We start from the raw sequence: 21,447 nt of genomic DNA on the forward strand, positions 1-21,447 counted from the left end.
TTTTGGATCTGAGATATTCAAGATTGCCCCTGCCACTTAGATGAATATCTGAACGAATCATCAAACATTGATACCAAAAGACTTTGCCATTCCCTTTTTACGTGATTTTCCCAAATTCATTTCTGAGAATCTTCGATCCCCCCTTATCAGAGGCTACATACAGTCATAAACTGGGAGTGAGAGTTGAAAGGCAGTCGGGAGAAATTTTGTGAAAAAAGTTTTAGCAATCATTCTCGGTGGTGGCGCAGGCACCCGCCTTTACCCTTTAACCAAACTCCGGGCAAAACCAGCAGTACCAGTGGCAGGGAAGTATCGCTTAATCGATATCCCTGTTAGTAACTGTATTAACTCGGAAATTTTTAAAATCTACGTCCTGACACAATTCAACTCAGCTTCTCTGAACCGTCACATTGCGCGTACCTACAATTTTAGTGGATTCAGTGAAGGGTTTGTGGAAGTGTTAGCTGCACAGCAAACACCAGAAAACCCAAACTGGTTCCAAGGTACAGCCGATGCGGTGCGTCAGTATCTATGGATGTTGGAGGAATGGGATGTAGATGAGTATTTGATTCTTTCTGGTGATCATCTTTACCGGATGGATTACCGCCAATTTATTCAGCGCCATCGAGACACCAATGCTGATATTACCCTCTCAGTAATACCCATTGACGATCGCCGGGCTTCTGATTTTGGTTTGATGAAAATTGATCAAGCTGGTAGAGTGATTGATTTTAGTGAAAAGCCCAAAGGTGAGGCTCTAGCTAAAATGCAGGTTGATACCACTGTCTTGGGTTTAAATAAAGAACAAGCCCAACAACAGCCATACATCGCCTCAATGGGGATTTATGTTTTCAAAAGAGAAGTTTTGATCAAGTTGTTGCGGGAAAAATTAGAAAGGACTGATTTTGGCAAAGAAATTATTCCTGATGCCGCCCAAGATTACAACATTCAAGCTTATTTATTTGATGATTACTGGGAAGATATTGGGACTATTGAAGCATTTTATAATGCCAATTTAGCCTTGACCCAGCAACCACAACCACCTTTTAGCTTCTACGATGAAGAAGCACCGATTTACACACGCCCACGTTATCTACCACCTACCAAATTATTAGAGTGCCATGTCACCGAATCAATTATTGGTGAAGGCTGTATTTTGAAAAACTGCCGCATTCAACATTCAGTTTTAGGTGTGCGATCGCGGATTGAATCGGGCTGTGTCATCGAGGAATCTTTGCTCATGGGTGCAGACTTTTATCAAGCTTCCGTCGAACGTCAATGCAGCATCGAAAAAAATGACATCCCCGTAGGTATTGGTACAGATACCATTATTCGTCGGGCAATTATTGATAAAAATGCTCGCATTGGTCACGATGTGAAAATTATCAACAAAGATAACGTGCAAGAAGCTGACCGTGAAGGTCAAGGCTTTTACATCCGTAGCGGTATTGTCGTTGTTTTGAAAAACGCTGTGATTCCTGATGGCACAATTATTTAAAAGTGCTGAATCACCGAAGTTTGCCCGGAGGGAAACCCCCCTTGCAACTTCTTGCTGAGTTAAAAGTGCTGAGTTTTCAACTTGGAGTTATGAGTATAACTGATTACCACTGTTCTCTGTTAGCTTCTGACTCAGCAACGCCACTTGCTACCATTCGGGAACGCCTTCGACGAACAAGTCGGGAAACCCGCCTAACGCAGTGGCTTCTCAGCACTCAGCACGGGCTGAACGCCCCGCTACCGCTAACACAACTTATACTACTCATTGGCCTTCCGGGTAGCGGTAAGTCAACTGTGGCAAAACAATTAATTGCTGAATGCCCCCAGATGCAGCTGATTTCTACAGATGCTATCCGGGGGCAATTGTTTGGGGATGAAATAATTCAAGGGCCTTGGTTTCTGGTTTGGCAAGAAGTTGAACGGCAACTCCAACAAACTATTAGCGTCAATCAATCAGTGATTTTTGATGCAACTAATGCCCAAAGAAGCCACCGCCGCGAACTTATCGCTTTCACCCGCAACTTAGGCTTTACTCAAATCGTCGGAATTTGGATTACTACACCAGTATGGCTGTGTTTAGCCCGAAATAAACGCCGCGATCGCCAAGTTCCCGAAGAAGTAATCTTGCGGATGCACCGTCAACTCCGGGACGCTCCACCAAGTGTAGAAGAAGGATTAGACGACTTGATTAAAATAGGGTGAAGAGTCAATGGTCAGGAGGCAGGAGGCAGGGGGCAGAAAGCAGGGGGCAGGGGGCAGAAATCAGGGGGCAGAAATCAGGGGGCAGGGGGATGAAAGTTCAGACTTCAGACTTCACTCCTTTTTTCCAGAGTACGGAAATTGCGCTGGTGTAGTGAGCAAGAACCCCACTTGATTTGGTGTATTGTTTGTTAATTTAAAATCAGAATCTCATTGCTGGGCATTATACCTAGCAAAATATAAATCTCCCATCTTACAAAAAAACTTAAAGGAAATTTCTACAGGAGGCTGGTAGATGGCTGCAACCGACTTCAAAGATTATTATTCACTTTTGGGAGTTAGTAAGACTGCCACTCCAGAAGAAATTAAGCAAGCCTTTCGTAAACTAGCCCGCAAGTTTCACCCTGATGTTAATCCAGGTAACAAACAAGCAGAAGCTCGGTTTAAAGAAGTCAACGAAGCCTACGAAGTCTTATCTGACCCAGATAAGCGCAAAAAATATGACCAATTTGGTCAATATTGGAAACAAGTGGGTGAAGGTTTCCCTGGCGGCGGTGCTGGGGTTGATATGAATGGTTTCGATTTCAGCCAATACGGCAGTTTTGATGAATTTATTAATGAGTTGTTAGGCCGCTTTGGTGGTGGTGCGCCTGGTACTCGCTCAACTGGCAGACAAAACTACTCTTATCGCACGGCTACAGGTAGACCTGGTGGCGGTTTTGGCAGCGGTTTTAACGATTTTGGTTTCCAAGATGTTGGTGCTGGTGCTGCTCCAGATACGGAAGCGACAATTAGCTTGACTTTTGCGGAAGCCTTTGCTGGTGTACAGAAGCGCTTTAGTTTGGGGAATGAAACCATTGACGTTCGTATTCCCGCTGGTGCTAAACCCGGTACTCGTTTGCGGGTGCGGGGTAAAGGTCAAATCAACCCCATGACGCAACAACGGGGAGATTTATATTTAAAAGTTGAACTGCAACCTCACTCGTTCTTCCAAATTGAAGGCGATAATTTGGTTTGTGAAGTGCCAATTACACCCGATGAAGCCACCTTGGGAGCTTCGATTGATGTGCCTACACCCGATGGCAATGTAAATGTTAAGCTGCCTGCGGGAGTGCGTTCTGGTCAATCGTTACGTTTACGGGGTAAAGGCTGGCCGCTACCTAAAGGTGGCCGCGGTGATCAAATGGTGAAAGTGGCGATCGCCCCACCAAAAGACCTCAGCCCACAAGAACGCGAGTATTATGAAAAAATTAGGGCGATACGTACATATAACCCCCGCAGTCATTTACAACAAGTTAAGTTGTAATTTTGCATCCGTAATTCGTAATTTTTCATTCCTGCTATAATTACGAATTACGCGATTATACTTAAGCTAATAAAATCCAAAATTTATTTATAGCAGTCGAAGTATAAGTGAGGAAATTGAAAAGCATGAATGCCAGGCATAGTAAAGACTTTTACTTCCTGCCCCCTGCCTTTTGCCTCCTGCCCCCTGCCCCCTGCTATAATTAGGCTCCTGGTTTGAAATAATCGAGGAGGCGATCGCCTGAGTCGGCGCGTATTAAGCCGACAACGACATTGGGTAAAGCCGTTAAACTAGGATAAACCAAATAACGGGGTTCCCAACTGGGACGAAACTTGTCTTTGTAGGCGTGTAAGCCTTGGAAGTTGTAAAAGTGGTTTAAATGTTCGTAAAGATAGTGTAGAACTTTCTCTAAGCGGCGTGACTCTGGATTGTCACCAACTCCAGCCAAAGCGGAAAGTCCAAAATTAAAGCTATCGTAGCCTTCTTCTTTAAAATGTTGCAGCAGGGAAGTAAACAGAAAGTCCATCATCCCATTTTCCATTGTGGAACGATGGCGCATCATATCAATGGTGATTTCGTTTAGCTGATACTCTGGTAAAACGTTGGTGAAAGCCGCAATCCCACCTTCTGGAGTATGCACAACAGCAATTATGCAATTACGCAGATAAGTTTCGTCAAACCACCCTAAAGAAAAGCGTTTTTCCGAACCTTGCGCCATCTTTAACCATTCGTCGCTCACAGGTTTGAGTTGATGTAACAAGTCATTTGCTATGGGCGGTTGATAAAAGTTGACTTGATATCCAAGTTTCGTTAACCGATTAATTGATGGGCGAAAGTTTTTACCCGCTTTACCTTGTAGAGTAAAGTTCTGCAAGTCAACGATCGCCTCTTCGCCAATCTTCAGTACCCTAAATCCTAGCGAAGTATAGAGGTCGATATCGTCGGGTAAAGTTTGATAAAAAGCAGGATACCAATCGTTGCGTTGACAAAACTGCTGAAAACTGACAATTACTTCTTTGCGGTCTTCAATTGGGCCGATGGGATCTCCAAGAGCGATCGCACCCCGTCCTTTCGGCACATAAGCAATCACACTTTTACCAGAAGGACTAAAAAAGTAACTTTTATCGCTTAACAGTGTAAATGCTGCTAACGAAGAGCAACCATAATGTTCAACAATTTCTTTGGCTTTTTGTCGTTCAATGGAAGTTGCTGGATTTGCCAAAAATACAGGCTGCAACAGCATCACGACTGCAAAGGTAACTGTGCTGGCAGCAATTACATATATAGAATTAGCAAAAAAATCTCCAAATTTAGTAGTAGGTTGTAGCCTCCAATTATCTTCCGCAAAAAACATTGCCAAAGTCTGAATTATGGCTTCTCGCCAATTAAAATTTTCTGTAAATTTACCATCTAATAAATAAAATCCTACTGTTCCATAAGCCAAGGTAAACAGCAAAGCCCCAATCAATACCCGCACACCTCTAGCAATTGAAGGTCTATCTGATTGGGCTGTAAACACATGGCGCATCAAAATTAATTGTCCTAGCAAGATACCAGACAATATACTTTCTTCATAATCTAATCCTTTGAGTAGATGGCTAAAAATCGAAATAATTAATAGACTAATTGATAATAGCCAAGCAACACGCTTACGGCGTAATAAATTAGTCGCTAATGTTAGCAAAACAAAGCCTGTTAGGGCAGCAAATATATGACCGCTGGCACGAATTTCAAAGGGTAAAAATTCTTTTAACCAATGATTCCGCCCATACAAGTTTGGTGTAACTGCGGATAAAACATTGACTATTCCCACTAACCCAGTTAGGACAGCTACGCTCCAAAGTCCAATTTGAGTTTTGAAGTTCTTAATCATTAGTTAGTTTAAATTATTATTATATTTATCTACTAAAATCCACGTAACTATTTTTTAGCTGCTTTAAATTGTTCTCCCACATAAGATAGGGAATCTTTTAAATGCTTGTGAAAGTAATTCCAGCCAATATCGGTTCCAGATAAACCGTGACCTCCAGGAAAAGCATAGAAGACATTAGCTATATTTAATTTATTTAGTACTTCGTGAAAAGCTTTAGTAGAAGCCAATAAATTAGAATCATTCAACCCTGCATCAAGATATATTCTTAGTCGTTTTTTATCAGCTATTGATAGCTGTTGAACTATTTGTAAAGGACTATTTTGCGCTCCACTGTTATCGGTAAAGTAACCGCTATGACTAAATAATATATTGAAGTTGTTGAGATAGCGTAACCCAATATTAAATGCTCCCCATCCACCAGAAGATAGACCTCCTAAAGCCCAAAATTGTGGTTGGTCTAAAGTCCGGTAGCGTGACTTAACAACTTGTACTAATTCTAAACCAATTAAAGTGGCAATTTTGCCATTAGTCCCATCATAATAATCGGGGTCATATAAAGGGCTAGAACCGCGATTATCATTACCATCTGGTGTAATGATAATTGATGGTGGTAATTTGCCAGTTTTATATAATTCATGTAATACGCTGATGATGGCATATTTGTCAGCATAAGCACGCGCATCATCATGACCACCATGTAATAAAAATATAACTGGATAGCGGGTTTGGAGATTTTTATGATAGTTAGGAGGTAAAATCACACCATATTGGCGAACTGTACCCATCGCTTGGGAATTGAAAGTTTCTATCTGAAATTTTAAGCCTGTATCTGCTTGTTTTTGGGGTGGATCTAATTGTGGCGCACCTAAGATAAAAACATAGTAATATGTTGTAGTACTAAGAATAGCGATCGCACCTGCTAAACTTAGAAAAATTTTAGAAATTTTCATGTATTTATAGCTCGTAAAAGAGGCTAATATCCCCGACTTCTTAAATAAGTCGGGGATATTATTATTTATGTGTTGGCTGATTAACACCTAAATTATAGCCATAGCCAGAAAGATTAGGACGTAAACTATAAGAGTTAGCATTGCATCTACCTCATCCCAATGGCAAAAGCTTATAGTGATGATTTCCGGCGAAAAGTTATGCAAGCGATTGAATTAGATGGTCTCAAAAAGTGCGAGGCAAGCCTTCTGTTCAATATCAGTCGCAACACAATTAACTTGTGGTTTCAACGCAAAGCCGAAACAGGTGATGTCAAGCCTAAACAGAGGAAAGTATCGCCGCACAATGGCAAAATCGGTGATTGGGAGAAGTTTCGCACCTTTGTTAAAGAGCATGGGGATAAAACTCAGACTGAGATGGCACAGGTATGGGAGGGAGAGATTAGCCAGCGCACGATTTCCAGAGCGTTAGGAAAGATAGGAAATTCGCGTAAAAAAAAACTTACGGATATAGTCAACGAGACGAAGCCAAACGGGCAGCGTTCTTAGCACAACTGGAAAATCCGAAAGCATCGCATCTAGTATATGTTGATGAGTCTGGCATGGATGAACGCGACAACTACGGCTACGGATACTCCCCAATAGGGGAGCGATTCTATGACCTCAAATCAGGTAGACGGCAGGGTCGCATTAATATGATTGCTGGGTATCGACAAGGAAAAGTGATTGCGCCATTTACTGTCGAGGGGGCTTGTAACCGTACCGTGTTTGAGACTTGGTTAGAAAATTGCTTGATTCCGGTGTTATGTTCAGGCCAGTGGGTGATTGTAGATAATGCCACGTTTCATCGGGGCGGTAGGATTGCTCAATTAATTGAAGCCGCAGGCTGTCAGTTAATCTATCTGCCACCCTATTCGCCAGACCTCAATCGTATTGAAAAGTGTTGGGCAACTTTGAAGAGTAAGGTTCGCAAGCTATTACCTCATTCTAATAATTTACGTGATGCAATGGAAACTGTTCTCAAACAAGCAGCGTCCTAACGAAGTTGGCTACAGCTATATCAGCAGCATGGGCAATTTCCGCAATCCGAAATTGTTCGCCAACAAATGTTAGAGAATCGGCTAAATGTTCTCGCCAATATTGCCAAGTATGACTGCCAGGAAACTGTCGAAATTGATTGTAAATTTTTTGTTGGCTAAGAACTTGCATAAATGCTTTAGCATCATCAAGCTCTTCGGTATCAGATAGCCCTGAATCTAGATAAATTCGCAATCTTTTTTTGGCTTGATTAGGCAGAGTTTTAATATAAATTATTGGGCTATTTTGCGCTCCACTATTATCTTTAAAATAACCACTATGACTAAATAAAATTGAAAAGTTCGGCAAATTATGCAACCCGACATTCATCGCCCCCCAACCGCCAGAAGATAATCCACCCATCGCCCAAAAATCGGGATTTGGTAAAGTGCGATAACGACTCTGCACTACTTTCACCAGTTCAGATCCCACGGCTGTAGAAACTTTACCATTGGGGCCGTCGATATATTGGGGATCAAAATAGGGGCTAGAGCCACGTTTGTCATTACCATCGGGCGTAATGATAATACTGGGTGGTAATTTCCCTGTGGTGTAGAGTTTGGTTAATGTTTTGAGTGCTTGTCCTTTTTTATCACTGAACCAATCAATGGGTTCACCATGTCCACCATGAAGCAGAAAAATTACGGGGTAACGTTGTTGGGAATTTTGTTCATAGCCAGGGGGTAAAGAAACGCCGTAGGTGCGTTTTCCTAGCATTACTTGGCTGTCGTAAGACTCAATTTTATAGGTGAGGGGAGTAGCTAAGATATTAGCATCTGGTTGCGCTGGTAAGGAAGCTATGATTGTTTTTGCTGGTTTAGCAGCGATAGTTTGAGAATATTTACAGCCAACTAAACTTAATACTGCAATTAGTAGTAGGATTTTTTTGTAGTTCATAGTCAGAAGTTAAAAATAAACTTGTTGGTTTAACCAATTTGCGATCGCCTGATTAACTAACTCTGCACACTCTGCCATCACGAGATGTCCAGCTTGGGCAAAATGTAAGTGAGTACTGTTCACAAAGTGACTCGCTAACTCATCCCCCATTTGTTGGGTAAACATGGGGTCTTTTCCCGCAGTAATTACTAAAGTTGGAATATGCAAATTCTGCGGTAGTGGATGACGAACAAAAAAGTTATAGTCCCAAAAAATTTCTAAGGCTTTGTAAGCATCAAAATCAGTTGGTATAGGATTTTCCGCAAAAAATCTTTCCATGACGCTGTGACGGTAAGAAGTTGAGAGAAAGTTATTGAAGACTTGCACTCTTGGTAAATGATAAAGATATCTTCCACCCCAAGCCATTAACTTCATCAACGGAATTTCCCACCAAGGTGCTAAATCATGAGTTCCACCAGCAATAGCAATCATGGCACTTACTTGATGGTGTTGGGCAAATTCTAAACCGATAGGAACGCCATAGCTATGACAAAATAACACAGGCGATATAATGCCAAACTTATGTAATAATCGCCCTAAATCTCGGCAATGTCGTCCGATAGAATAACGCGAGTAACAGCTAGACTTTCCATGTCCAGCTAAATCATAAGCTAGAACTTCCCAACCTTGATTTTGGGCAAATTCATACTGCATTCTAAAGTTAAAATGATTGCCCATTCCACCGTGGATAAAAACTATCGGTGGAGACACACCAGGACTATGGCAAACTTGTAGATTTATTCCTCGCCGCAGGTGAATTGAGGAACCTACTAAAGCATCTTCAAAACAGTCATCATCCGTCATGGAAAGTTGCTACATTACTTATTTAAGCTGTGATTGTTTTCCATCCAAAGCTTAAACCTGTGATATGACAATGCTGTGTCAAGGTAATGGAATATTTGCGAATAGGATTTAAATAATGCCCAAAAAGCTGCGAATTAACTTTAGTTCTTTATTTGGCTTGTTGCTGCTGGTGTTATCTGTATTGGCGATCGCTAACGAACTACGCGAGTATAATTATCATGATATTCTGGCGGCGATCGCTGCAATTCCCAAACAACGCCTGATTTGGGCAATTTTGTTGACGGCTTTAGGTTATTTAGTGATGGTTGGCTATGATATTTTGGGCTTTGCTTATATTCATCATGCCCTACACTGGCAAAAGATTGCTTTGACTAATTTTATTAGTTCTAGCTTCAGCAATACTATCGGTTTTGCCTTGTTGACAGGTAGTGCTATCCGCTATCGTTTTTATTCTAGATGGCAAGTTTCACGAATGGCGATCGCCCAAATAATTGCCTTTGTTAATTTCACTTTTTGGTTAGGAATGTTTGCGGTTGCTGGGTTACTCTTTCTGATTCACCCTTTAAATATTCCTACGCAACTACATTTACCATTTACCACCGTACGTCCTATTGGTGTGGTATTTCTCACCTCAATTATTATTTATTTAATTAGTAGTCTGGCTATTAAACACACATTAATTATTCGCAGCCATGAGTTTCGCTTTCCATCGTGGCAAATATCCTTAATGCAAATAATTATTTCTAGCCTTGATTGGATGTTAGCCGCAGCGGTACTTTATGCTCTATTACCTACCAACATAGCTTTATCTTATCTAGACTTTTTAGGAATTTATTTATTAGCAATGTTCGCGGGAATTGTGAGTAATGTTCCTGGTGGTTTAGGTGTATTTGAAACAGTAATTTTATTAATTATTTCAGCTAAAGTTTCTGCGGCGGCTGTTTTAGGCTCAATGCTGGCTTATCGCGGCATATACTATTTTTTACCTTTACTATTCGCCACAGAGGTATTGGTATTTGATGAAATTAGAAGAAACCGAAGGTAAAATTTTAAAAGGGAATAAGGAAATCCCCATAATTAAAATCAGTGTATCGAAATTAGTATTTCAAGCGATATATTTGGTGGCGATCGCTCTCATTGAATGCAATAGACCTCTTGCACGAATGTTATAAAACACGAATTTTAAGTCTCACGCAAAGGCGCAAAGGCGCAAAGAGTTACAGAAAATTCGCTTGTTTAGTAGGCATAATCTGATTTATGCAAGAGGTCTAATAGATTAGCACTGTTGAGTTTTGACAGCAGACATTAAATATTGTGTCAATGTCAACGCATCTACACCTAGTTCTGTACACTCTTGTGCTGCTAAAATTCCAGCTTGAGAATGCCACCAAGCCGCAGTAGCTACAATATCTTCTACAGGAATTTGCTTTGTTGCTGCTTGTGCTAATAATCCTCCTAGTAAACCCGTCAGCACATCACCACTACCACCACGAGCTAAAGCTGGGGTACTTTCGGGATTAATCCAGACTACACCTTGAGAATTGGCTATTGCAGTTCTCGCGCCTTTTAACAAAACTACTGCGCCAGTTTGGGCTGCGGCTTCCCTGACAGCTTGGATTCTGTCATGTTTGGCATCAGAAACATCAGGAAATAACCTTTGAAATTCCCCTGTATGGGGTGTGAGTACAGTTGTGGCTTGGCGTTTTTGTAAGGTGGGGATAGTTCCTAGTTGTGCCAAAATATTTAAACCATCGGCATCTAGAACTAAAGTGCGATCGCCTTCAATAACTTCTCTGACAATCGGAGTCGCTTCGCGGGTTAAACCAGGGCCACAGGCGATCGCATTAAAAGAACTTAAGTCTGTATTTTCTGGTAATTGTAGTTGTAAAATTGCCCCACTCTCTGTTTCTGGGCAACCAATAATTAATGCTTCTGGTAAGTGCGACACCAAAATAGATTTCAACGATTCAGGAACAGCCACTGAGAGCATCCCCACACCACTAGCCCGCGCCCCTAAAGCTGTTAAAATTGCCCCACCAGCGTAACGTCTTGAACCACAAATTAATAATAAATGTCCTGCTTTATACTTATGTGTCACTGCTGGACGTGGCAAAGGTAAAGTAGCAAGTGCAGTTTTTCTAGTAATCCGTTTAATTTTCGGTGTATTTCCCAATATTGCTTCTACATCTGCAAACGGAATAGCAAAATCAATTAATTCCCCTTTGCCAACATACTCTAAAGCATGATCCTGCAATAAACCCAGCTTCCACAAGCCCAAGCATAAGGTGTGAGTAGCGCAAATCGCTGTCCCTAAAACTTCGCCCGTATCGGTATGCAAACCCGAAGGGATATCAATACTAATAATCGGTTTTTGCCATTCATTAAAATGATTAATTGCGGAAGCGATCGCATCAGTAAGCGGTCTTTCTAATCCAAACCCAAATAACCCATCAATTAAAAAATCACAATTCGGTAATTGTTCAAAATTTTCGTAACAAGAAATACCCAAATTTTGAGCATATTGCCAATGTTGAGCAGTTAATTCCTTTAACTTAGAAAAAGGCGAATATATCCAAACTTCATACCCACGAAAGTGTAATTCACGGGCGACAACCAACGCGTCGCCACCATTATGACCAGGGCCAACTAAAATCCCTACACGATAAATATTCCCAGACAAGGGAAACAACTCTTGAATACGAAGGGTAATCAGTCCCGCCACCTTTTCCATCAAAGCAGCTACAGGCATTCCAGCGGTAAATATCCGCCCTTCAATATCCCGCATTTGCCCAGCGGTGACTACAACTTGAGAAATATATTCTTGCCTATTTTGAGAGTGATTGATATTAATAGGAGATGCGTTTTCCATTATTATAAATTTCCCAGTTCATCTGCTAATAGTAGTTGAGTTAAAGGTTATAAAATTAGCATAAACTCTTTACTTTTTAACTTTTAACTCAGGACTCATTAATCAGGACTCATCTACTGTAATAAACCCTGGAATCACCAAATCCTAAATCCCGTACATATTTATTCCATCTGTCCGCATCACCGCGTTCTGCAAACGGCCCTACCGCTACATGGGGGCCGTATGGCTTTTGTCTTTCTTGAACTAAACTCGAATATCCACTTTTACGGATAATTGTGTCAGCAATTATCGGCAAGTCTTGGGTTTTCCCTGGAATAACAACATAGTATCTATTCTTTTTATTTTCAGAAGATCCTCTGGTGTTATTGCTAAAAGTCTGTATTTCCTGTCCGTTAGCAAAGCTGACAACCTGTGCGCCACGAATCCCGAATGATTCTAATTGTCTGACACGCTGTTGAGCGTTAGATGCTCTGTTAAATACTCCTGACTGAATAATAGAACGTCCTTGATATTGCCGGATATAAGCCCCTGGTTCAATTTGGCGGACTCTTTGCAGGGTTTGGTAATTATCGCTATCAACATATACAAAGTAGCGTTCAAAGTTCTGGCTGTATTGATTTGGCTGACTTGGTTGAACAATTACAGGCTGTGGCTGAGATTGACTGTCTGTGGATGGGGAAATCAGCGGATTTGGCTCATATTGCTGAATTTGCCCTGGTTGCAATTGGGGTAAAGTTTGTTGATTCTCAGGGGTGATTAAAGTATCTGGCGGTGGTGGTAATGTCTCAATTACTGTTTGTTGTGACAGCAAAATATGATGACTGTTGATTTGTGCTTGGGCTGGCTGAGTATGGGAAATAATTACTAAGGAACTTCCCAAAAATAACGGTATTATTGGCAATGCCATAAACTGACCTGATAACTGTATGGACATAGTAGTAACAACATTTTTCAAGCTATATAGTCTAAGCATAAATTCAGCAGGGACAGGTGGCAATGGATACATATTAGGGAACGGGTGACAGTTAAAAGGGAACAGGTTTGAAAGCCTTTAAGTATCCATATTTGATGATTAGTCTCTGCCCTAACTTATTTAGCAATTGCTATACTGACAAAATTTTAGTTGTTGTCATGACGAATTATTCATTTATTAACCCAAGTGCTTAACTAGCAAGGGTTTGAGATATATATGCTACAATTGAGCAGTCGCGCGGCTGCCGTATTGTGCTTGTGTGAAAAGCCTCTATTCGCGCTCTGAGTACTGTTTTAGTGCTGAATCAAGTGCAAGTTTTGCATAATTTTATCGTCAGCAGCTGCTAGTCTAAAAAAATTAGAGATATGAAAAAAGTTGTCGTTGGTCTTTCCGGTGGCGTTGACAGTTCTGTCGCTGCTGCTATCCTGCATAATCAGGGCTATGAAGTGATTGGTTTAACCCTTTGGCTAATGAAAGGCAAAGGGCAATGTTGCTCTGAAGGAATGATCGACGCAGCTGATATTTGCGAACAACTGGGGATTCCCCATGAAGTTGTCGATATTCGGGATGTCTTTCAGACAAATATTGTTGATTATTTAGTATCTGGTTACAGCATTGGCATTACGCCGTTGCCTTGTTCACAGTGCAATAAAACGGTGAAGTTTGGCCCAATGGTGGAATATGCCCGTGAACAATTGGGATGCGATCGCATTGCTACTGGTCATTATGCCCGGATTGGCTACGATGAAGCAACTGGACGTTATCAATTATTAAGAGCAGTTGACCGCAACAAAGACCAGTCTTACTTTTTGTATGATTTGTCTCAAGATTTACTCGCAGCTTCTGTATTTCCCTTGGGAGAAATGGAAAAAGCAGATACCCGCCGCATTGCGAATGAATACGGTTTGAAAACTGCCGACAAGCCAGAAAGTCAAGACCTTTGCTTAGTCGAAAGCAACGGTTCCATGCGGGCATTTTTAGATAAGTATCTCGCTCCCAAACAAGGCGAAATTGTCGATACCACAGGCAAAGTTTTGGGACAGCATGATGGTGTGCATCATTACACCATTGGTCAGCGCAAAGGTTTGGGAATTGCGGCGGCTGAACCGTTGTATGTGGTGGAATTAGACGCTGTAAATAATCGTGTCGTGGTGGGCGATCGCACCCAGGTAACTCAGCCAGAATGTACAGTAGGTCGAGTAAACTGGGTTTCCATTGCTGAACCAACCACGCCAATTCACGCCGAAGTCCAAGTCCGCTATCGTTCTCAGCCTGTACCAGTGACGGTAATTCCTCTAGAAAATTCCCGTGTCCGCTTGGTATTTGATGAACCCCAGTTCAGCATTACCCCAGGACAAGCAGCAGTTTGGTACGACGGGGAAAAGGTGTTAGGTGGCGGTATTATTGAGCAGTTTGGTTGAACCCAACTCCGTTTTTGCGCCCCTCTACAAGTGAGGAGGCGTATTTTTATTTCTCAGATTTTTGTAAAAAAGTTTGATAATGCTGTTCCAATGCAATTGAATTAGGTTTAAATCTATCTTTATCAGGAAGTAGTATTTTTTTGCCGCAAAGTCCTTCATAATCAGTCCCGAATAAACTAGGAGAAATTACTACCTCATAACTTTTTGGATGAATAGATAGTAAGTGTTTATCAAAAAGTATATGTAGATCTACCCGAAGTAAAATTCCATTTGCAGGATGATTTGTTTCTTTTCCAAGATAGGGAATAACATGAGCAGCTTGTAAAACTTCTTTTGCGGTACAGCCTGTAATAGCACACTTTCCTTGATAGGCTTTTAGTAGCTCACGCCGAAACCTTGATTGTCCTTTGCGTTGAACCACTACGGATACAACTCGCTCTCTATCATCTGTAATATTCTGCGGATTAAATTTATTTTCAAGTATATGAAGTAATTCTCTCGAAAGCTCATCTTTAGGCTCTTCTCCAGCCATCAGATGCATCAATTTCACTAATATATTATCTCTTTCTTCATAATTCAAATCATGCTTATTTATATATTTATAATAGGCATTAGCTAACTCGATATAATCGATATTTTCCCCAGTGATATCTGTCCTACTCTTATCAGTTCCTTCTATTGGCAAAGGTGTATGTTGAGTATTATTCTCTATTGTTTCCTTTATGAGTTGCTCCCAAAATATAAATAATTCCTTTGATAATTTATCTTTTGGTTTTTCTCCATAAGAGAGGTTTATAAGTCTATATAGGATATCTCTTTTTTGCTTAAAGCTAAAAGTATTCTGCTTTGTATACTCTATAAAAACAATAGTAATTCTTTCCCAACATCTAATTTCCACTTCTGGAAAAATATCACGTGTAAAGTCCATTACCCAATCTTCAAAATTATCTCTGAACAAATAACCCAAAAATGAGTAAATTCTTTTAATTCGGGTAATTTGTTCTGAAGAAAGTTGGCTTGCTAATTCTCTGCGAATTCTAAGGTTATCTAAAGACACAGTTTTAGTTGTAAACTTCCCTGTCTTAAGATTTAAGACTTTTGCTCTTATATTAAAATTCTGATTATTTGACATTCTATAATCTTACTATTCTCATTTATTCTCTCCTAAATCTTCAGACAAGATTGCTTCAATATCTCGTCGCCATAAATGACTCTCAGAATCTCTACACCTGAATCTGAAGAAAGATAAAAAACAAGATACTTTTTAAATCCTTTGATTGCTTGCTGACGAACACCAGCTAAATTTGGATGAGAAAATTGACAAGATTTTCCCATTCCTGGCATTTTCCCCAATTGTTTGAAAGTTGTTTCTGCTGCTATAAGAAACCTATCTGAAGCTTCCAGGTTGTCTTCTGCAATATAAGTCGCTAATTCTATCAAGTCGCGGATAACTTGCGGCCGTTTGTGTACCTCGCTCATTAACCTTGATTTGACTGTTGATGCTTGACGATTTTTTCCCGCACAGCTTGGCGAATGTTTTCCCAATCGTCAGGAGTCATCTCAGTTGCATTCCCAGAATTTAGACCTTCTAAAAGCATCGCTTCCAAACGTTCAGATGCTTGACGCTTTTGGTCTTGGCGTACTAATTCACGGAAATACTCACTCGCGCTACTATAACTACCAGCCGCTACCTGTTCCTCTATATAAGTTCGCATTGCGTCAGGCAAAGATATATTAATGCTTTTCACGGGTATGATTTCCCCATTATTTTTATTGATATCTCTGAATTTTATGTCAATAATTGCCATTTTGTGCCATCTAAAGTGGCAAAAGGTTGCTGAAAGGAAGTAACTACAACTCTATTTGCTACCAATCCAGCTTTAAACTTGTCTGTTAAATTTTCAGTTCTTAATTAGCAATTTACAGAAGTATTTTTACTCTCTGTACCAGCATTTGATAAGTTAGTTAATACATAGTTTGCAACAATTACAGTTATCGCTAAGAGGGGATTACGTTGAGTCACCATCAAGATGCTATTGCGCCGCACGGTGGAGAGTTGGTAAATCGCATCGCCACACCGGAACAAAGAGAAGAGTTTCTCTCTAAGGCGGATTTTTTGCCTCGCGTGCAACTAGATGAGCGTGCGGTTTCTGATTTAGAAATGATTGCGATCGGTGCTTTTAGTCCACTGACTGGTTTTATGAATCAGTCAGACTACGATCGCGTTGTCACCCAAATGCGTCTGGCTAACGGTCTGGTATGGTCAATTCCAATTACACTTTCCGTAGCAGAAGAGGTCGCTTCTCCTCTAAAAGAAGGTGACTTGATTCGCTTAGATAACCCCGCAGGTCGGTTTATTGGGGTTTTACAACTTACACAAAAATATACTTACGACAAACTGCGCGAAGCTGTCAATGTCTACCGCACCGACGACGCAAATCATCCTGGTGTGCAGGTAGTTTATAACCAAGGTTCTGTACATCTTGCTGGTGATATCTGGCTGTTGCAACGAGATTCTCATCCCCAGTTTCCTACTTATCAAATTGATCCTGCTGCTTCACGACAAATGTTTCGGGAAAATGGCTGGAAAACCATTGTGGGTTTCCAAACTCGTAACCCCATCCACCGCGCTCATGAATATATCCAAAAGTGCGCCTTGGAAACTGTAGACGCGCTATTTTTGCACCCATTGGTGGGCGCAACTAAAGATGATGACATTGCAGCTGATGTGCGGATGCGCTGCTATGAAATTTTGCTAGAACATTATTATCCTGGCGATCGCGTAGTTTTAGCCATCAACCCCGCAGCAATGCGTTATGCTGGCCCCCGCGAGGCAATTTTCCATGCTTTAGTTCGCAAAAACTACGGCTGTACCCACTTTATTGTCGGACGAGATCATGCAGGTGTGGGCAATTACTACGGCACTTATGACGCTCAATACATTTTTGATGAATTTGAGCCAAGTGAAATCGGAATTGTGCCAATGAAGTTTGAACACGCATTTTACTGCACACGTACCAAGCAAATGGCGACGACTAAAACTAGTCCCAGCAAACCAGAAGAACGCATTCACCTATCAGGAACAAAAGTGAGAGAAATGCTGCGTCGGGGTGAATTACCACCACCAGAATTCTCCCGCCCAGAAGTTGCAGCCGAGTTGGCGCGGGCGATGCGAGTTCCTATCCCGGTTCCAGCTTTGACTTAATCAGCCAAAAACATGAATTTGAAGTGTAGGGGTTAATAGAACTCGGATAATCTCGTGATTTTGATAGTCCTTATTCATCACAAGCTTAAATACCTACACTTTTGGGTATATGGATGTGAGGTGTAAATGAGCATAACCGTTACACCCACACACCCCTAACCCCTGACACCTAGTTGCAACAGACGGCCTTAGTGCGTAAGTTATAAACTTGTTAAGGGGTAAATAGTAAAAACTTTAACTTTACAGTCACGACTTCAGCCCCTTAAGCTGTTAGCTGACAGGCTGAGGACTGATAGCTAATTTATGAAGCGTCGGACTTTTTTACAACGGATTGGCTCAATACTTGCGGTGTTGGGTGTTACTGAAGCTGAATGGTTGACTTTGAGCGATAGCTATTCCCAGGCTTTAGCACAACCTACTTCCCGCAAATTAGCTTTATTAATCGGCATCAATCAATACCGCAAAAGTCCCTCACTTAGTGGCTGTCTCACTGATGTGGAACTACAGAAAGAATTGTTGATTCATCGGTTTGGCTTCTTAGCTGCCAATATTTTGACGTTAACTGATGAACAAGCCAGCCGCGAATTTATTGAAGCAGCTTTTTTAGATCATTTTGGTAAACAAGTTAAATCTGATGATGTCGTCGTTTTTCACTTTAGCGGCTATGGGACTCGCATCAAATTAAATGAGTCGGAGGATACGCTACAAAACGCTTTAGTGCCAACAAACGAAAATTTAGAAATTCAAAATGAAAATATAGCCACTTATCTGTTAGAAGAAACTCTTTTATTATTACTGCGATCGCTCCCTACAGAACGCGTTACCGCAGTCTTAGATACTAGTTATGATACGCCTAGTACAATTCAACCAACAGGGTGGCGCATTCGTACCCGTCAAGAGTTACCAACAGCACAGTTAGCCACCGCAGAAATCGAATTTCTCCAACAACTCAAAACCAAAACTTTATTTAGCCCTGCTGTCATCTTATCTGCTACTTCTGATCCCAAACAAGTCGCTAAGGAAGGACTATTTTCTGGTTTTAGTGCTGGCTTATTTACTTATGCTTTAACCCAATATCTCTGGGAAACTACTCCAGCGACGACGCTGCAATTCAGCCTCTCTCATGTGGATAGTACAATGTTCAAATGGGGTAGCAAACAGCAGCCCAGTTTAGTCAATGGTAAAAAAGCTTTAACCAGTGAAAGTTTGCTGTTAGACCAAAATACTGGTGCAGAAGGAGCAATTATTGCTACAGAAGAAGACGGTAAAAATGTCCAAATCTGGTTAGGCGGACTTCCCCCACAAGTATTAGAAAACTACGGTGTGAATTCTCGGTTTACATCGGTGAATGGCGAACAGTTAATATTGCGATCGCGCACAGGGTTAACAGCAAAAGCGCAAATTTCTGCCGGAGATGTTGCAAATCCTCTGCAAGTTGGACAACTTGTCCAAGAAGCCATGAGGGTTTTACCCCGTAATATCAGTTTAAACATTGCCTTAGATTCAGGACTGGAAAGAATTGAACGAGTTGATGCTACCAGCGCTTTTGCCGCAATGGCATCTATGGTTAGTGTTGTCACTGGAGAACAAACATTAGATTATGTATTTGGTAAACTTTCGCAAACTCCCAGCCGTTACGCCTTATTCACTCCTGCTGGACAGTTAATTGCTAACAGTGCAGGTGAAGTTGGGGAAGCCGTAAAAGTAGCAGTAACCCGATTAGGAGCAAAATTACCGCATCTATTAGCAGCAAAGTTATGGCGACTCATAGAAAATGAGGGTTCTTCCCGCCTACCAATCAAGAGCAGTTTAGAAATAGTTAATGGTATATCACCCAAAGTAATCCTACAACGGGAAACCTTACGCACTCTTGACCCAAAAATTCCCAAAAAATCACTCAACGGTCTGAACGCACCGCTAACAGCACTCAGCACTCCTATTGTGCAGATTGGTAGTCGAATTCAATATCGCATCCAAAATAAAGGCGATCGCTCAGTATATTTAATGCTACTAGGATTAAAAAACCATAGAACTGCTATTGCCTTCTATCCTTGGCAAACTGTTGAAGAACCAAACACTTCCGAAACTAAACCCGTACTCCAACAAGTGATGATCCCGGCTGGCGAAACTATCACCTTGCCACAAAATGTTGCTACATCTGGATGGACAATTTCGGGGCCAGCTTACGAATGTGAACACCAATTAATTCTGAGTATTGCACCCTTCACCACCACCGTCAAAGCTTTAGAAACGCCTAAGTATCCTGTGGGAGATCAACAACCGATTGGTGCATTAGTCAATCCTTGGGAAATTGCCCAAGCGGTCTTACAAGATTTACATAACGCCAGCATCACCACAGACGAAATGAATGGTGCAGCTAACGATTTATATCAATTAAATGTGAATCATTGGGCTAGTTTTAACTTTAGTTTTCAAGTCAACTAATTAAGTATGAAGTGTGAAATTTGTAGTATGCAATTAATCTACAGCTAAATAAATTATGTGAATAGTGTTGACTACACTATTGAGTCAATCCCAAATCTCAAATCTAAAATTGTATGATTCAACTTGTGGATGCTATCAGCCTTAACACCTACGTTCAAGGTCAAGGATTTCCTATTTTAGCGATACATGGTCATCCAGGTTCTGGTCGTAGTCTTTCTGTATTTACCAATCACTTATCAAAACGCTTTCAAACTTTCGCCCCAGATTTGCGTGGTTACGGCAAAAGCCGCTATCGAGGTAATTTTGCCATGACAGATCATTTAACTGACCTAGAGGCGCTTTTAGACCATTGTAAAATTGAAAAATGCCTGATATTGGGTTGGTCTTTGGGTGGTATTTTGGCAATGGAATTAGCCTTGAGGATGCCGCAGCGTGTTAGTGGGCTAATTTTGGTAGCCACAGCTGCTAGACCTTATGGCAGTCATCCTCCCATAACTTGGCAAGATAACCTTTATACAGGAATAGCTGGGATACTGAATTTAATCAAGCCTAGTTGGCAATGGAATATTGAGACATTTGGCAAGCGATCGCTATTTCGTTACCTGATTCAACAACATACAGCTACTGCCTACAAATACATTGCTCAAGAAGCTGTACCAGCCTATTGGCAAACCTCGCCTGCTGCAACTCGTGCCTTGTCCACTGCGCTACGATCTAGATACAATCGCTTAACAGAACTAGAGCAGATTAATTGCCCTAGTCTGGTACTAGCAGGCGCACAAGACCGCCACATCACAGCCGAATCTAGCTTAGAAACTGCCAGAAAACTCAAGAATAGCCAGTGGCAATGTTATCTCAATACTGCACATCTTTTCCCCTGGGAAATTCCGCATCAGGTACTAAGTGACATTGACCAATGGTTAGAAGCACACCAAGAAAATTTTAGATTTTAGATTTGCAATTTTGGATGGAAAGTTAATCTAAAATCCAAAATCTAAAATCGATTGATTTTTTGCCTAAATTACATCTGACCGCTAAAGGCAGGCTTTACTTTGCGGTCAATCCGTTCCCCCAAGTCTTCGGCAATTGTCAAATTATCTGGTTTACAGCGTTTTACATTCACCTGTATTCCTTGCGCCCCTTCAAGTTCTAAATCTTCCACATAGCCTTTTAAGGCTATTTTGGCATCAGCAGAAGTCAGAAATGGCCCAAAGTAGTAAGTGCAACGGGGGTTTTGTGTTAATATTTCCACCCACCACGCTAATCCGAGACTATTAAATGTGTTGATTAAAGCTTCTTTCATGTCGTACCCGATGGTTTTCATGGTAGTTGCTGATTGATCAATCTGGTAGTAGTTGTTAGATACTACGCTGCTATTTTGTATGCTTCACATTT

Annotated in this window: 19 protein-coding genes; 9 read left to right on the forward strand and 10 right to left on the reverse strand. The window is 41.2% G+C overall.

What is annotated here, in order from left to right:
- Positions 1–208 precede the first annotated feature (208 nt).
- The 3 genes from AC504W_RS13470 (at position 209) to AC504W_RS13480 (ending at position 3,502) form a co-directional block, all read left to right on the forward strand.
- Positions 209–1,498 (forward strand): glucose-1-phosphate adenylyltransferase, encoded by a 1,290-nt coding sequence (locus AC504W_RS13470; RefSeq protein WP_494878264.1) that lies wholly within the window; start codon positions 209–211, stop codon positions 1,496–1,498.
- An 89-nt stretch (positions 1,499–1,587) separates the two neighbouring features.
- Entirely contained in the window at positions 1,588–2,199 is a 612-nt protein-coding gene (locus AC504W_RS13475) for an AAA family ATPase (RefSeq protein WP_494878266.1), read from the forward strand.
- A 292-nt stretch (positions 2,200–2,491) separates the two neighbouring features.
- A complete protein-coding gene (locus tag AC504W_RS13480) occupies positions 2,492–3,502 on the forward strand; it encodes a DnaJ C-terminal domain-containing protein (protein WP_096576919.1) in 1,011 nt (336 codons plus the stop codon).
- Positions 3,503–3,704: 202 nt separating this feature from the next.
- Here AC504W_RS13480 and AC504W_RS13485 read toward each other — a convergent pair whose 3' ends face one another.
- A complete protein-coding gene (locus AC504W_RS13485; RefSeq protein ID WP_494878268.1) occupies positions 3,705–5,375 on the reverse strand; it encodes a phosphatidylglycerol lysyltransferase domain-containing protein in 1,671 nt (556 codons plus the stop codon).
- Between the two features lie 47 nt (positions 5,376–5,422).
- Complete coding sequence (locus tag AC504W_RS13490) at positions 5,423–6,325, reverse strand: alpha/beta hydrolase (RefSeq protein ID WP_494878269.1); 903 nt, start codon at positions 6,323–6,325, stop codon at positions 5,423–5,425.
- A gap of 159 nt (positions 6,326–6,484) precedes the next feature.
- Here AC504W_RS13490 and AC504W_RS13495 point away from each other — a divergent pair.
- Positions 6,485–7,362 (forward strand): IS630 family transposase gene (locus tag AC504W_RS13495; protein ID WP_494873200.1). Its coding sequence is split into 2 segments (ribosomal slippage): positions 6,485–6,814 and positions 6,817–7,362, totalling 876 coding nucleotides; the frame shifts between segments, so codons are not numbered across the junction.
- Here AC504W_RS13495 and AC504W_RS13500 read toward each other — a convergent pair.
- Together AC504W_RS13500 and AC504W_RS13505 are read right to left on the reverse strand one after the other, a co-directional pair.
- On the reverse strand, positions 7,343–8,296 hold the full coding sequence (locus tag AC504W_RS13500) for an alpha/beta hydrolase (RefSeq protein WP_494878271.1): 954 nt from the start codon (positions 8,294–8,296) through the stop codon (positions 7,343–7,345). The two genes, AC504W_RS13495 and AC504W_RS13500, sit on opposite strands and share 20 nt — an antisense overlap.
- Positions 8,297–8,305: 9 nt before the next feature.
- Positions 8,306–9,139: an alpha/beta fold hydrolase gene (locus tag AC504W_RS13505; RefSeq protein ID WP_494879654.1), complete on the reverse strand. Its 834-nt coding sequence runs from the start codon at positions 9,137–9,139 to the stop codon at positions 8,306–8,308.
- Positions 9,140–9,254: 115 nt separating this feature from the next.
- On the opposite strand from AC504W_RS13505, the gene AC504W_RS13510 reads away from it, so the two are divergent.
- The gene (locus AC504W_RS13510) at positions 9,255–10,184 is read left to right on the forward strand and encodes a lysylphosphatidylglycerol synthase domain-containing protein (RefSeq protein WP_494878274.1); all 930 of its coding nucleotides are present in this window, start codon (positions 9,255–9,257) and stop codon (positions 10,182–10,184) included.
- Between the two features lie 231 nt (positions 10,185–10,415).
- Here AC504W_RS13510 and AC504W_RS13515 read toward each other — a convergent pair whose 3' ends face one another.
- Together AC504W_RS13515 and AC504W_RS13520 are read right to left on the reverse strand one after the other, a co-directional pair.
- A complete protein-coding gene (locus AC504W_RS13515) occupies positions 10,416–12,008 on the reverse strand; it encodes an NAD(P)H-hydrate dehydratase (RefSeq protein WP_494878275.1) in 1,593 nt (530 codons plus the stop codon).
- 109 nt (positions 12,009–12,117) lie between these two features.
- Positions 12,118–12,915 (reverse strand): hypothetical protein, encoded by a 798-nt coding sequence (locus AC504W_RS13520; RefSeq protein WP_494878277.1) that lies wholly within the window; start codon positions 12,913–12,915, stop codon positions 12,118–12,120.
- Positions 12,916–13,346: 431 nt separating this feature from the next.
- Between AC504W_RS13520 and mnmA the strand changes: the two genes are divergently transcribed.
- Entirely contained in the window at positions 13,347–14,402 is a 1,056-nt protein-coding gene (gene mnmA / locus AC504W_RS13525; protein WP_494878279.1) for a tRNA 2-thiouridine(34) synthase MnmA, read from the forward strand.
- Positions 14,403–14,448: 46 nt separating this feature from the next.
- On the opposite strand, the gene AC504W_RS13530 is transcribed toward mnmA, so the two are convergent.
- The 3 genes from AC504W_RS13530 to AC504W_RS13540 are packed head-to-tail and all read right to left on the reverse strand — an operon-like array spanning position 14,449 to position 16,150.
- A complete protein-coding gene (locus AC504W_RS13530; RefSeq protein ID WP_494878281.1) occupies positions 14,449–15,534 on the reverse strand; it encodes an HNH endonuclease in 1,086 nt (361 codons plus the stop codon).
- Positions 15,535–15,566: 32 nt separating this feature from the next.
- On the reverse strand, positions 15,567–15,881 hold the full coding sequence (locus AC504W_RS13535) for a type II toxin-antitoxin system RelE/ParE family toxin (protein WP_494878283.1): 315 nt from the start codon (positions 15,879–15,881) through the stop codon (positions 15,567–15,569).
- The gene (locus tag AC504W_RS13540; protein ID WP_494878285.1) at positions 15,881–16,150 is read right to left on the reverse strand and encodes a type II toxin-antitoxin system ParD family antitoxin; all 270 of its coding nucleotides are present in this window, start codon (positions 16,148–16,150) and stop codon (positions 15,881–15,883) included. Before AC504W_RS13540 ends, AC504W_RS13535 begins: the two co-directional genes overlap by 1 nt.
- A 266-nt stretch (positions 16,151–16,416) precedes the next feature.
- Between AC504W_RS13540 and sat the strand changes: the two genes are divergently transcribed.
- From sat to AC504W_RS13555, 3 genes are all read left to right on the forward strand, one after another.
- Positions 16,417–17,607: a sulfate adenylyltransferase gene (gene sat, locus AC504W_RS13545; RefSeq protein ID WP_494878287.1), complete on the forward strand. Its 1,191-nt coding sequence runs from the start codon at positions 16,417–16,419 to the stop codon at positions 17,605–17,607.
- 303 nt (positions 17,608–17,910) lie between these two features.
- Positions 17,911–20,052: a caspase family protein gene (locus AC504W_RS13550; RefSeq protein WP_494878289.1), complete on the forward strand. Its 2,142-nt coding sequence runs from the start codon at positions 17,911–17,913 to the stop codon at positions 20,050–20,052.
- A gap of 113 nt (positions 20,053–20,165) precedes the next feature.
- Positions 20,166–21,005: an alpha/beta fold hydrolase gene (locus tag AC504W_RS13555; RefSeq protein WP_494878291.1), complete on the forward strand. Its 840-nt coding sequence runs from the start codon at positions 20,166–20,168 to the stop codon at positions 21,003–21,005.
- Positions 21,006–21,073: 68 nt separating this feature from the next.
- Here AC504W_RS13555 and AC504W_RS13560 read toward each other — a convergent pair whose 3' ends face one another.
- Positions 21,074–21,376, reverse strand: coding sequence for a DUF1816 domain-containing protein (locus tag AC504W_RS13560; RefSeq protein ID WP_096576943.1), 303 nt, complete (start codon positions 21,374–21,376; stop codon positions 21,074–21,076).
- Positions 21,377–21,447: the final 71 nt, after the last annotated feature.

This window comes from Nostoc sp. C96 (assembly GCF_059384975.1).